This window comes from Novosphingobium sp., assembly GCF_037133355.1.
Taxonomy (GTDB): Bacteria; Pseudomonadota; Alphaproteobacteria; order Sphingomonadales; family Sphingomonadaceae; genus Novosphingobium.
This window is the reverse complement of sequence record NZ_JBAXOI010000004.1, coordinates 148925-161724: the sequence shown is the minus strand read 5'-3', so window position 1 is coordinate 161724 and position 12800 is coordinate 148925. Positions and strand designations below refer to the sequence as shown.

13 protein-coding genes are annotated in these 12800 nt (G+C 66.7%); 8 read left to right on the top strand and 5 right to left on the bottom strand.

Going from position 1 to position 12800, the window contains the following annotated elements; all coding sequences use genetic code 11:
- Positions 1-7: 7 nt before the first annotated feature.
- Both WCL10_RS06200 and WCL10_RS06195 read right to left on the bottom strand, forming a co-directional pair.
- Positions 8-1072, bottom strand: coding sequence for a glycosyltransferase family 1 protein (locus tag WCL10_RS06200; protein WP_336894763.1), 1065 nt, complete (start codon positions 1070-1072; stop codon positions 8-10).
- Complete coding sequence (locus WCL10_RS06195; protein WP_336894762.1) at positions 1069-1962, bottom strand: UDP-2,3-diacylglucosamine diphosphatase; 894 nt, start codon at positions 1960-1962, stop codon at positions 1069-1071. The genes WCL10_RS06200 and WCL10_RS06195 overlap by 4 nt, the downstream gene beginning before the upstream one ends.
- A gap of 221 nt (positions 1963-2183) precedes the next feature.
- Here WCL10_RS06195 and recN point away from each other — a divergent pair, with 221 nt between their 5' ends.
- From recN to WCL10_RS06170, 5 genes are read left to right on the top strand one after another with little or no spacing between them, the layout of a single operon-like run.
- Positions 2184-3860 carry a DNA repair protein RecN gene (gene recN / locus WCL10_RS06190; protein ID WP_336894761.1) on the top strand — a complete coding sequence of 559 codons (1677 nt, stop codon included), beginning with the start codon at positions 2184-2186 and terminating at the stop codon, positions 3858-3860.
- Positions 3861-3870: 10 nt separating this feature from the next.
- On the top strand, positions 3871-4554 hold the full coding sequence (locus WCL10_RS06185) for a GNAT family N-acetyltransferase (protein WP_336894760.1): 684 nt from the start codon (positions 3871-3873) through the stop codon (positions 4552-4554).
- A gap of 53 nt (positions 4555-4607) precedes the next feature.
- Complete coding sequence (gene ligA, locus WCL10_RS06180) at positions 4608-6656, top strand: NAD-dependent DNA ligase LigA (RefSeq protein ID WP_336894837.1); 2049 nt, start codon at positions 4608-4610, stop codon at positions 6654-6656.
- A gap of 16 nt (positions 6657-6672) precedes the next feature.
- On the top strand, positions 6673-6975 hold the full coding sequence (locus tag WCL10_RS06175; RefSeq protein WP_336894759.1) for a hypothetical protein: 303 nt from the start codon (positions 6673-6675) through the stop codon (positions 6973-6975).
- On the top strand, positions 6972-7466 hold the full coding sequence (locus WCL10_RS06170; RefSeq protein WP_336894758.1) for a CinA family protein: 495 nt from the start codon (positions 6972-6974) through the stop codon (positions 7464-7466). Before WCL10_RS06175 ends, WCL10_RS06170 begins: the two co-directional genes overlap by 4 nt.
- On the opposite strand, the gene WCL10_RS06165 is transcribed toward WCL10_RS06170, so the two are convergent.
- Genes WCL10_RS06165 through WCL10_RS06155 form a run of 3 tightly spaced genes read right to left on the bottom strand, consistent with a single transcriptional unit; the run spans position 7444 to position 9951 of the window.
- Complete coding sequence (locus tag WCL10_RS06165) at positions 7444-8343, bottom strand: 50S ribosomal protein L11 methyltransferase (RefSeq protein ID WP_336894757.1); 900 nt, start codon at positions 8341-8343, stop codon at positions 7444-7446. The two genes, WCL10_RS06170 and WCL10_RS06165, sit on opposite strands and share 23 nt — an antisense overlap.
- Complete coding sequence (gene bla / locus WCL10_RS06160; RefSeq protein ID WP_336894756.1) at positions 8340-9248, bottom strand: subclass B3 metallo-beta-lactamase; 909 nt, start codon at positions 9246-9248, stop codon at positions 8340-8342. The genes WCL10_RS06165 and bla overlap by 4 nt, the downstream gene beginning before the upstream one ends.
- Positions 9238-9951 carry an SDR family oxidoreductase gene (locus WCL10_RS06155; RefSeq protein WP_336894755.1) on the bottom strand — a complete coding sequence of 238 codons (714 nt, stop codon included), beginning with the start codon at positions 9949-9951 and terminating at the stop codon, positions 9238-9240. The genes bla and WCL10_RS06155 overlap by 11 nt, the downstream gene beginning before the upstream one ends.
- Positions 9952-10106: 155 nt before the next feature.
- Here WCL10_RS06155 and sdhC point away from each other — a divergent pair, with 155 nt between their 5' ends.
- From sdhC to sdhA, 3 genes are read left to right on the top strand one after another with little or no spacing between them, the layout of a single operon-like run.
- Complete coding sequence (gene sdhC / locus WCL10_RS06150) at positions 10107-10532, top strand: succinate dehydrogenase, cytochrome b556 subunit (RefSeq protein WP_336894754.1); 426 nt, start codon at positions 10107-10109, stop codon at positions 10530-10532.
- A gap of 44 nt (positions 10533-10576) precedes the next feature.
- Positions 10577-10960, top strand: a complete 384-nt coding sequence (sdhD, locus tag WCL10_RS06145; RefSeq protein WP_336894753.1) for a succinate dehydrogenase, hydrophobic membrane anchor protein — start codon at positions 10577-10579, stop codon at positions 10958-10960.
- A 3-nt stretch (positions 10961-10963) separates the two neighbouring features.
- On the top strand, positions 10964-12790 hold the full coding sequence (gene sdhA, locus WCL10_RS06140; RefSeq protein ID WP_336894752.1) for a succinate dehydrogenase flavoprotein subunit: 1827 nt from the start codon (positions 10964-10966) through the stop codon (positions 12788-12790).
- The last annotated feature ends 10 nt before the right edge of the window (positions 12791-12800 follow it).

The following is a 12800-nucleotide window of genomic DNA, read 5'->3' as shown; positions in this document are numbered from 1 at the left end:
CAGCGGGTCACGCTGCCGCCCGCAGCTTGCGGGCCTTTGCGGCTGAGCCGAGCGCGGCGAGGAACTGGTCGGTCGCGCGATCCCAACTGAAGCTTGCGCCATGGGCTGCGGCAGCCGTGCGGTCACAGGTCAGCGCGGCGGCGATCGCCTTGGCGAGATCCTCGTCGAGTGCACCAATCGGCTGCGCCAGATCGCCATGCGGGCCAAGACCGCCCGCGCCGACCACATCAATCGGACCCTGCACCGGATAGGCCGCGACCGGAACGCCGCAGGCCATGGCCTCGATCATGACGAGGCCGAAAGTATCGGTCCGGCTTGGGAACACGAAGACATCTGCCGCCCGGTAGGCCTGCGCCAGGGCCGTCCCCGAAAGCGCGCCGAGAAAGCGGACATGCGGATAGCGCGCGCGTAGCTGGGCAAGGTCGGGCCCTTTGCCAACCACGACCTTGGTGCCCGGCACATCGGCATCGAGGAAGGCGCCGAGGTTCTTCTCGACCGCCACGCGCCCGACATTGAGCAGGATCGGGCGCGGCAGGTCCGCCAGCGCCTCGTGCGGGGCATGGCCGGAATGAAACACCGCGTCATCGATCCCGCGCGACCACGGCTTTGCATTGGTGAAACCCTGTCCGGCAAGCTCGGCGGCGAGGGTGGGGGTAGAGACCAGGACGGCATGGCTTGCCGCATGGAAGCGCCGCATGATCGGCCAGAACCGGTCGGGGCTGAGCCCGGTGCGGACAGCGGCATAGTCGGGAAAACGAGTGTGGAAGGCGCTGGTGAAGGGCACGTCGTTCGCCTTGCACCAGCCGCGCGCGGCCCAGCCGATCGGGCCTTCGGTGGCGATATGCACGATATCGGGCGCGAAGTCGCGAAGCATGCGCCGTGTGCGGAAGCGCGGCAGCATGGCAAGGCGAATCTCGCTGTAGCCGGGCAAGCCGAAGGTGAAGAACTGGTTTGGCGTGACCAGCATCACCTCGTGGCCGCGCGCGACCACGCGCTCGACCGTGGTTGCCAGCGTGCGCACGACGCCGTTCACCTGCGGGTGCCAGGCGTCAGTGCAAAGCGCGATTCTCATGCGTCTTCCCTGGTCCGCTCGGGCTTTGCCTCAGTTTCGGTCTTGGCCGTGGCAGCCTTCGCCATGGCTTCCTCGAAGCAGATCGCGGCCCAGTCGACGATCGAAATGGCGCCCGCATGGTCCTCGACCAGCGCGGTGCAGCTTTCGACCCAGTCGCCGTCATTGTAGTAGGTCACCTCGCCGATCTGGCGGATTTCGGCGCAGTGGATGTGGCCGCAGACGACCCCATCCACGCCCATGTCACGCGCGGCGTGGGCCACAGCTTCCTCGAACGCGAAGACGAACTGGACCGCGTTCTTCACCCGCTTCTTGAGGTAGGCGGAAAGCGACCAGTAGGGCAGCTTGAACATCCGGCGCACCGCGTTGAACCAGCGGTTGGCACGCAGCAGGAAGGCGTAGGCCTGATCGCCCAGGAATGCGAGCCAGCGGGCATAGAGCACCACCCCGTCAAACCCGTCGCCATGCGTCACCAGAAGGCGGCGCCCATCTGCGGTCACGTGGATCGTCTCGAGCGCGAGTTCGACACCGCCGAAGCTCATGCCGGCGTAAGGGCGCAGCATCTCGTCATGATTGCCCGCGATCAGCACCACGCGGGTGCCCCGGTGCGCCATCTTGAGCACGCGGCGGATGACCTCGTTGTGGGCATCCGGCCAATACCACCCGCGCGACAGCCGCCAGCCATCCACGATGTCGCCGACCAGATAGAGCGTCTCGCACTCGATCGAGGACAGGAAATCGAGCAGCATGTCGGCATTGCAGCCGCGCGTGCCGAGATGAATGTCGGAAATCCACACCGTGCGCACCTTGCGCTTGGGGCGGAAGCTGCGCGGCTCGGGCAAGTCGAGCCAGGCGGGGATCGACTTGGCAAATTCGGAGACGGATGGGGTCATTCCCCACGGTTGTGCTTGGCGGGTCATTGGGAACCCCTCATTTCAGTTCGGTAACTGAGCCGAATCGCTGTCACAATCGCGTTTCGTTCCCGTGGCACCCTGTCACGTCGATGTCACAAAACTACGGATTTGCCCCATTTATCCACAGAATTGCCAACAAGGGCACCTCCAAGCGCGAGCAGGGTGACGTGGAGCGACGGACCCGGTAAGGATCACAGGCGATGCTCACGGGCCTTTCCATACGCAATGTCGTCCTGATCGAGGCGCTCGATCTCCTGTTTGCCCGCGGTCTCGGCGTGCTGACCGGGGAAACCGGCGCGGGCAAATCGATTCTGCTGGATTCGCTCGGGCTTGTGCTGGGCGACCGGGCCGACGGCGGATTGATCCGCGCCGGCACCGACGAGGCAAGCGTGACCGCGACCTTCGAGTTCGCCCGCATGCCGGATTCGCTCGCCACCGCGCTGGCCGAGGCGGAACTCGCGGTCGAACCGGGCGAGCCGCTGATCATCCGCCGCCGCCTGCGCGCCGAAAGCGGCAATGCGGTCGGCTCCCGCGCTTTCGTCAATGATCAGCCGGTCAGCGTCGCCCTGCTGCGCGAACTGGCGCGGAGCCTTGTCGAACTGCACGGGCAGCATGATGATCGCGGCCTCGTCAACGCGCGCGGGCATCGGGCCTTGCTCGATCGCTATGCGGGCGCCGATGTCGGCGAGGTTTCCGCCGCGTGGGACAAATGGCGCGCGGCCGAGACCGCGCTGGCCGAAGCACAGGCCCGGCTTGCCGCCGCTTCGGCGGAGCAGGATTTGCTGATTGCCCATCTGGCCGAGCTGGCCCTGCTTGCCCCGGTCGAGGGCGAGGAAGAAGACCTGGCCGGGCAGCGCGCCGCGATGCAGAAGGGCGAGCGGCTTTCAGGCGATCTTGCTGCACTGGAGCACCTCTGGTCCGGTTCGGATTCGGCCCTCGCTACATTGCGCAGCGCCTCGCGCCGGCTTGACCGGATCGCTCACGAGCATCCCCTGCTCACCGAAGCGCTCGAGGCGCTTGACCGTGCGGTGATCGAGGCCGGTGAGGCGGAGGACAAACTTGCTCGCGCGGCCGAGGCGCTTTTGCACGATCCCATGGCGCTCGACCGGATCGAGACGCGCCTGTTCGATTTGCGCGCCACTGCCCGCAAGCACGGCTGCACTGTGGACCAGCTGCCCCGCCGCATGATCGAAATGCGCGCCGCGCTCGACCAGATCGAGGGCGGCGAGGCGGCAATTGCCGATCTCGCGCGCGCCGCGCGCGACGCCGGGCTCGACTACCGCGCCAAGGCCGAAAGCCTCTCGGTCGCACGTGCGGAGGCAGCGCGGCGGCTCGATACGGCGGTGGCGGCCGAACTGGCGCCGCTCAAGCTTGATGCCGCGCGCTTCCGTACGGCGGTCGTGCGGCTGCCGGAGGAGCGCTGGGGGCCTCAGGGCGTTGACGCCGCCGAGTTCCTAATCTCGACCAATCCCGGCGCGGACTTCGCACCGCTCGCCAAGATCGCCTCGGGTGGCGAGCTTTCGCGCTTTATCCTCGCGCTCAAGGTCGCGCTGGCGGAGCAGGGCGGGGCGGCGACCGTGATCTTCGACGAGATCGACCGGGGCGTCGGCGGCGCGGTAGCCAGCGCCATCGGTGAACGGCTCGCTCGGCTTGCGGCGGGGGGCCAGCTGCTGGCGGTCACGCACAGCCCGCAGGTCGCCGCGCGCGGGACGGCGCATTACCTGATTGCCAAGGCAAGCGACGGGCTGGTGACCCGCACCTCGGTCGCGCTGCTCGACGGCGAGGGACGGCAGGAGGAAATCGCGCGGATGCTCTCGGGCGCCGAGATCACGCCCGAAGCGCGGGCGCAGGCCGAGCGCCTGCTTGAACAGGCCTGAGCCGAGGGACATGAGTCAGCATCCGCTCGACCGGCCGATCTGGAATCTGCTGAACGGACCGCAGGCCGCGCTGGCAGTGGCGAGCGGCACGGTCTGTCGAATCGATCCGACCTATGGTCCGTTCGCAGCTGCGGCTCCGGGGTACGAGGGCGAGCTGGCCGGCTTGCTGGTCAGCGCGGACGACGAGATCTGGCTGGTCGAAACGGAAGAGCAATCCGCACCGCCCGGAACCCGCGTGCTGCGTACCGCGCCGCTGGTGCAGATGATCGCGGACGGGCCCCTCGAAATCTTCGCGATTGATCCCGGACTGGTCCTCATGGACGAGGCGGACGCGGCGGAAATGACGGCGCTCGCGCTGGAAACGCAGCCGGGCCCGTGGCGATCCCACACCCATCGTTACGGACCCTATTACGGCCTGCGTGAGGAAGGGCGCCTGATCGCCATGGCGGGCGAGCGCATGCGCCCCGCGCCGGGCCTTGCCGAACTGAGCGGGGTCTGCACTGCGCCCGACCGGCAGGGCCGGGGGCTTGCGGGCAGGCTGATCCGCCGTGTCCTGGCAGGGTTCGCCGCGCGCGGGGATACGCCGTTCCTGCACAGCTACGCCCAGAACACCCACGCCATCCGCCTTTACGAATCGCTCGGTTTTCGCACACGGCAGCACTTGGTGGTGACGGTGCTGGGGAGGGCGGATTGAACCCGGAATGGCTCAAAGCCCCGTCCTCTGAAGAGGAGGGGGCTATCGTGGATATGTCCGAAGCCGAGGCGGCGAATGAGTTGATGCGGCTCGCGAAGGCGATTGCGCATCACGACCGGCTATATCATGCGCAGGATGCGCCCGAAATCAGCGATGCTGAGTACGATGCGCTCGTGCGGCGCAATGCCGAGATCGAGGCCGCGTTTCCGCACCTGATTCGCCCCGACAGCCCGAGCCGCAAGGTTGGCCATGAAGTGGCCGCCTCGCCGCTCGCCAAAGTGGCGCACGAGGTGCGCATGATGAGCCTCGACAACGCTTTTTCGGACGAAGAGGTCGAGGAGTTTGTCGCGCGGGTTCGCCGCTTCCTCGCACTGCCGGCCGAGGCCGAGGTCGTGATGACCGCCGAGGACAAGATCGACGGCTTGTCCTGCTCGCTGCGCTACGAGAACGGCCGCCTTGTGCGCGCCGCCACGCGCGGTGACGGGCAAGTGGGCGAGGATGTCACCCCAAATGTCGCGCAAATTGCCGATATCCCGCAGATGCTGCGCGGCGAGGCACCGGCCGTGTTCGAGATCCGCGGCGAGGTCTATATGGCCAAGGCTGATTTCGCCGCCCTGAATGCCGCGCAGGAGGAGAAGGGCGAGAAGCTCTTCGCCAATCCGCGCAATGCCGCCGCCGGATCGCTGCGGCAGAAGGACGCGAATGTTACGGCGAGCCGCCCGTTGCGCTTCCTCGCACATGGCTGGGGCGCCGCAAGCGAGGTGCCGGGCGAGACGCAGTTTGATGTGATGCACCGGATCGCCGATTGGGGTGTGCCGGTCTCGCCCTTGCTGGTGCAGTGCGCGTCGGTCGAGGCAATGGTCGCGCATTTCCGCAGCATCGGCGCGCAGCGGCCGGGGCTGCCCTATGATATCGACGGAGTCGTCTACAAAGTGGACCGGCTCGACTGGCAGGAACGGCTCGGCTTCGTCGCCAAGGCGCCGCGCTGGGGCCTTGCGCGCAAGTTCCCGGCTGAGCGTGCCGAAACGGTGATCGAGGCGATCGACATACAGGTTGGGCGGACGGGCAAGCTCACACCGGTCGGGCGCCTGCGTCCGGTGCTGGTGGGCGGCGTCACCGTCACCAATGTCACGCTGCACAACCGCGACGAGATCGGGCGGCTCGGCCTGCGTGTCGGCGACCGGATCGTGCTCCAGCGTGCGGGCGATGTGATTCCGCAGGTCGTCGACAACCTGACGCGCGATGAGCCGCGCGAGGCTTACGCGTTCCCCGATCATTGCCCCGAGTGCCAGTCCGAAGCGGTGGCCGAGGAGGGCGAGGTCGATGTGCGCTGCACCGGCGGGCTGGTCTGCCCGGCACAGCGGGTGGAGCGGCTGCGCCATTTCGTCAGCCGGGGGGCGCTCGATATCGAGGGGCTGGGCGAGAAGACGATCATCGAGTTCTTCGGACTGGGCTGGCTTGAAAGCCCGGCCGACATCTTCCGCCTCCGCCGCCGTCGCGACGAAATCGTTGGTCGCGAGGGCTGGAAGGACAAGTCTGTGGATAACCTGTTGGCAGCGATCGAGGCGAAGCGGGCGCCGGATGCCGCGCGACTGCTCTTCGGGCTTGGCATCCGCCATGTTGGCGCGGTGACGGCGCGCGATCTGTTGAAGCGCTTCACGACGCTGCCTGTGCTGCGTGCGGTGGCGGAGCGGGCCAAAGCGGAAGACGCCGAGGCGGCTGCGGAATTGCTGGGAATCGAAGGCGTTGGTCCCGTCGTGGTCGAGGCGCTGGGTGATTTCTTCCACGAGCCGCACAATGTGGCAGTGTGGGAGGATCTGCTTTCCGAAGTCAGCCCGCCCCCCTACATCGTCGAGACCAAGGCAAGCGTGGTGGCGGGCAAGACCGTCGTTTTTACCGGAAAGCTCGAAACCATGAGCCGTGACGAGGCCAAAGCACAGGCCGAGGCGCTGGGCGCGCGGGCGGCGGGTTCGGTTTCGGCCAAGACCGATCTGGTGGTGGCTGGCCCTGGTGCCGGCTCGAAGCTCAAGCAGGCGGCGGCGCTCGGCATCGAAGTGATCGACGAGGCGGCCTGGGCCGAGATCGTCAAAGCGGCGGGATAGGGGGGAACGGGCTGTGTTGTTTCTGACGATGGCTGCAGCGGCAATGGCGGCAACTCCGGTGGAACTGCGCGTTCGGCGCGAATTGCATGCAGCACCGCGGCCGGTGCGGGCGTTTCTGCTGCGCCGTGCAGGGTGCAACCACTGGGGCGGCGAAGAAGGCTATGATGCCGAGCGCGCGAAGCAGATCGCCGATGCGGTGCGTGAGCTTCGCTGCAGCCGCCTTGAAGCCGATGAGCGCCGGATCAAGCGCACTTACGCCAAGTCGCGCCGCGTGCGATGGCTGCTGTCCGCCACTCGCGATTGGGACACCTTGCCATGACTTTCGAAGACCTGACCCCCATCGGCACCTCCGTCGGCACTCTGCTCAAGGCGCGGGGCCAGTCTGTCGCCGTGGTCGATGGCGCGACCGGCGGGCTGATTTCGGCGGCGCTGCTCGCGATGCCGGGGGCTTCGGCCTACTACCGTGGTGGCGGGGTGATCTACACGATCAAGGGTCGGCGCCTCGTATTGGGGCACGAGCCGGGCTCGCTGCGCGGGCTGACTTCGGCAACCGGGGACTATGCCCTCGCGCAGGCCCGGCTGATCCGGGCGCAGTATGAAAGCGATTGGGGCGTGGCCGAGACCGGCGCGGCGGGTCCGGGGGTGCATCCGCTGGGCGTGGCTTCGGGCACCAGTGCCGCGGCGGTGGTAGGGCCCGGTTTCGAGGCAGCCATGGTGGTCGAAACCGGACATGACGACCGGCTCGCCAACATGATCGCCTTTACGCGCAACGCGCTCGATTTGCTGCTTAGCGGCCTGTCCGGCGTCTGAGCCAAAGGATTGACCAGTTGCCGCGCTGCATGCGGGCGCGCAGCGAAAAGCCTGCGCGCGTATAAGCAGAGCGCACGGTGGGTTCCTGCGCTGTCAGCAGACCCGCCAGCAGCACGCTGCCACCGGGCGTGACGGCCTTGGCGAATGCAGGCGCGAGTTCGGCCAGCGGCCCGGCGAGGATGTTGGCAATCAGCAGGTCATAGGGCGCGGCGGCGCGGAGCAGGGGGTGCTCCATCCCGGCGGCGATCACCATGCCCAGCTTGCCGGGGCCATCGCCAAGCGCAATGCCGTTGAGCGCGGCGTTCTCGGCCACCACCGGTCCGCACAGCGCATCGATATCGCTCGCGGTCGCCCGCGCGCGCTGCCAGAGGTGGAGTGCGGCGAAGGCCAGGAGGCCGGTGCCGGTGCCGATATCGGCGATATTGCGTACGACGAGGCCCTGCGCCTTGATATGCGCGAGCATGGAAAGGCAGCCGGCGGTCGTCTCGTGATGGCCGGTGCCGAAGGCCTGGCTGGCGGGGATGACAAAATCGCGCTCGGCCGGGGCTGGTGGGTGATCGGGGGTTCGGACGTAAAACGGCCCCTCGCGGATCGGCTCGACATTCTGCTGGCTGAGCGTGACCCAATCGGCGTCTGCCAGTTCTTCCACGATCAGGTCGGGCGCACCGCAGGCGAACAGTGCAGCGATGGCGGCCTTGTCCTCGGCTTCGGGTTCACGCTCGAGCCATGCCTCAAGTTGCCATGCGCCCGGCGCTTCTCGATCGATCTGCCCGCCGCCGAGTACGATCGAGAAATCCCAGTCCTCGGCATCCTCGTGCGCAACGAGCGCGGCGCGCACCACTTCGGCAGGAGCATGTACGGTGATTTTCCAGCTCATTTGGATGAACCCGCCGCTTCCTTGGCAAGCTGGGCATCAAGCCCCTCGCGGCCCATCTGTGCGTACTTGCGGCAGGCGTCCGGCGCGGCCAGCGGCGCCTTGCCGAGCATGCGTTCGAACAGGTCGCTCACCGAGGGGTGCGGGGTGACGAGGATCCCGCAGCGCCGCGCCGCGATCGCCGCGAACGTGCGGCGGAAGAGGGCGACGACCTCGGGGTGGTCGGTGAAGCGATAAGCCTTGGCTGCGAGCGCGGAAATACTGTCCACATAGCTGACCGTGCGGCAGCGTTTGCCCGCGCAGCTCTGCCAGGTCCAGCTGGTCGAGCCGGCGGTATGACCCGGCGTTGCTGCCATCGTCAGTCGCAGCGGACCGGCGCGCACGACCGAGCCGGGCTTGACGATGCGGTCTGTCTTCACCGGCGCGAACGGATGGTCCTTGAGCACGCCGTATTGCGAATCCGCCGGGTCGGGCTGGCCCGTCTCGGCAATCACTGCCGCCGGCGCGCTCAAAGCGACCTTTGCGCCGGTTGCCTTCTGCAATGCGGCGAGCCCGCCGACATGGTCGAAATGTTCGTGGCTGCTCACGATCCAGCGAATGTCCTCCGGCCGAAAGCCCAGCGTACGGATATTCGCGAGAATCGACGGAACGGCCTGCTCGGTCGCGGTGTCGACCAGCACATGGCCCTGCGGCGAGGTCACCAGCAAGACGCTGACGGTGCAGGTGCCGACATAATAGGTATTGCCATAGAGCCGCGCTGGCGGGGCGGGAGCGGAGAAATCCTCCTTGCCTTCGCACTGCTTCATGATCGCCTCTGTGGCAGCGCGGTCCGGCCCGGTGGGCGCGGGTTTGGCCAGAGCAAGGCCCGGAGCGAGCGCCAGCAAGGCGAGGGCGGCCCTAGCGGACAAAGCTGGCTCCATTCGCGTCGATCACCGCGCCGGTCATGCTCGGCGGCGCATCGAGCGCGCAGAACACGCCGATGACGGCGATTTCTTCAGGTGTTGCGACGCGGCCCAGCGGTATATCGGCCAGGAGCCCCGTGCCGCCTCGACTTGCAAGATAGTCGCCGGCCATCGCGGTATCGGTGAAGCCCGGGGTCACGGCGAAACTCAGGATGCCTTGCGCTGCATACCCGCGCGCTATCGTCTTGTGCATGGCGATCATACCGCCCTTGGCCGCAGCATAATGCCAGTGAGCAGGCGAATCCCCGCGATAAGCGGCGCGGCTTGCCACATGCACGATCCGTCCGGGCACACCGCGCGCCTGCCAGTGCTTGACGGCGAGGCGCGAAAGCTGCGCGGCGGCAGTGAGATTGATGCGCAGCGTTTCTTCCCAGCCATCGAGCCAGGCAATGTCCGAGGCTTCGATCGGGTTGGCGGCAAAGAGACCGGCGTTGTTGACGAGTACGTCGATCCGGCCTTCGCCAAGTGCGAGCGCATCTTCCCAAAGCATTTCCGCCGCAGCCGGTGCGGCAAGATCGGCGCCGACCACGCCGGGGGCAGCGCTTCGACCATGGCGGATGACGGCGGCGCCGCGCGCGCCGAGGGCTTCGGCCAGGGCGGCGCCGATGCCGCGGGTGGAGCCGGTGACCAGAATGACGGGTGGTTTCATGCCGGCGCTCTACCAGCGAATGGGGGGTAGCAACAGGGGCATCGGATTTGCCCTTCCACGGTGGTTGCACGCACTGGCATTTGGGCTAATACGAATCGCGAAGCGGCCATGCTCCAAGGGCATGGCAGGTTTGGCTAATTTATTGAGGGGTTTCTATGGCGCAGGCGCCCGGCAAGCGGCCACTATCGCCGCATCTCGAAATCTGGCGCTGGGGTCCGGCCATGTTGGTCTCGATCCTGCACCGTATAACCGGCAACGGACTGGCTTTCGTCGGCCTCGGGCTACTGCTCTGGTGGGTGAGCGCGCTGGCGGGCGGCCCGGCGAGCTATCAGACCTTTATCGACTGGGTCTGGCTCGCGCCGGAACCTGGCATCCAGACATTCACCGCGATCCTTGGCAAGATCGTCCTTGTCGGCCTGACCTGGGCCTTCTTCCAGCACATGGCGACCGGCATCCGGCATTTCGTGCTCGATATCGGCGCGGGCTACGAGCTTGAGGCCAACGCGCGCTGGTCGTCGATGACGCTGCTGTTCTCCGTCGCCGCCACGAGCGTGTTCTGGGCTTTTGTGCTGCTGCACTGATCCCTTCTCCGATCCAGCGATCCATACCCTATTGAGGATTTTTCATGGGTAACGGTACTTCCATTGGCCGCGTGCGCGGTCTCGGCTCGAGCCACCACGGCACGCACCACTTCTTGTCCTCCCGGTTGACCGCGGTCGGCAATCTGGTGCTGATCCCGTTCCTGATGATCAGCCTCGCGCTCATGCCCACGCATGACTATGCAACGATCCACGCCTGGGCGGCCAAGCCGCTTCCGGCGACGGCGCTGATCCTGATCATGATCAACACTTTCCAGCATGCGCGCCTTGGCGTGCAGGTCATGCTGGAAGACTACATCCACGAAGAAGGCGGCAAGGTCGCGGCCTGGCTTCTCGTCAACATCGTGCCGTTCGCGGGCGCTGCCTTCGGCATCGTTTCTGTCGTGCGCATCGCTCTCGGGGGCGCCTGAGCCATGGCTTCCAATCCTGCTTACAAGATCATCGACCATACCTACGACACCGTCGTCGTCGGCGCCGGCGGTTCGGGCCTGCGCGCCACGATGGGTTCGGCCCAGGCGGGCCTGCGCACGGCCTGCATCACCAAGGTCTTCCCGACGCGTTCGCACACGGTTGCGGCACAGGGCGGCATTGCCGCCAGCCTCGGCAACAACAGCCCGGACCACTGGACCTGGCACATGTACGACACCGTCAAGGGTTCCGACTGGCTCGGCGACCAGGACGCGATCGAGTATATGGTGCGTGAGGCACCGGCTGCGGTTTACGAGCTTGAGCATGCGGGTGTGCCCTTCAGCCGCAACGCCGAAGGCACGATCTACCAGCGCCCGTTCGGCGGCCACATGCAGAACATGGGCGAAGGCCCGCCGGTGCAGCGCACTTGCGCTGCGGCGGACCGCACCGGCCACGCCATGCTCCACGCGCTCTACCAGCAGAGCCTGAAGTACGACGCGGACTTCTTCATCGAATATTTCGCGATCGACCTCATCATGGAAACCGGCGCCAACGGCGTGCCGGAATGCCGCGGCGTGATCGCCATGTGCATGGACGACGGCTCGATTCATCGCTTCCGCAGCCATGCCGTGGTGCTGGCGACGGGCGGTTATGGCCGCTGCTACTTCACCGCGACTTCGGCGCACACCTGCACGGGCGACGGCGGCGGCATGGTGCTTCGTGCGGGTCTGCCGCTGCAGGACATGGAATTCGTGCAGTTCCACCCCACCGGCATCTACGGCGCGGGCGTGCTCATCACCGAAGGCGCGCGCGGCGAGGGCGGGTATCTCACCAACTCCGAAGGCGAGCGCTTCATGGAGCGCTATGCGCCGTCGGCAAAGGACCTTGCCAGCCGCGACGTCGTCAGCCGTTCGATGGCACTCGAAATCCGCGAAGGTCGGGGCGTTGGTCCGCACAAGGACCATATCTACCTGCACCTCGATCATATCGACGCCAAGGTGCTGGGCGAGCGCCTGCCGGGCATTACTGAAAGCGGCAAGATCTTTGCCGGCGTGGACCTGACGCGCCAGCCGCTGCCGGTCGTGCCGACGGTGCACTACAACATGGGCGGCATCCCCTGTAACTACCACGGCGAAGTCGTGACGATCGGCGCGGATGGCAATCCGGAAACCGTGATCCCCGGCCTCTTCGCTGTGGGCGAGGCGGCCTGCGTTTCGGTCCACGGCGCCAACCGCCTCGGCTCCAACTCGCTGATCGACCTTGTCGTGTTCGGCCGCGCCACCGGCCTGCGTCTCAAGGAAATCATCAAGCCCGGCTCGTCGCACAAGGCCCTGCCCAAGGACAGCGCCGACCTCGCGCTGACCCGCATCGACACGTTCCGCCACGCCAATGGCGGCTCGCCGACGGCGCAGGTTCGCAACGAGATGCAGCGCACGATGTCGGCCCACGCGGCTGTGTTCCGCACCGACGAACTGATGGACGAGGGCAAGGTAAAGCTCGCCGCGACCTACGAGCGCATGGCCGATATCAAGGTTTCGGATCGTTCGCTGATCTGGAACTCGGACCTCATCGAGACGCTAGAACTCGACAACCTGATCGCGCAGGCCTCCGTCACGATGCATTCCGCCAGCAACCGTAAGGAAAGCCGCGGCGCCCATGCGCACGAGGACTTCCCCGATCGCAATGACGGCGAGTGGATGAAGCACACCGCCAGCTGGTTCGATGGCTGGGGCGGCAAGGGCGGCGCGGTGAAGCTCGATTACCGCCCGGTGCACGAATACACGCTGACCGACGACGTCGAGTACATCAAGCCGAAGAAGCGCGTTTACTGAGAGGCCGGCA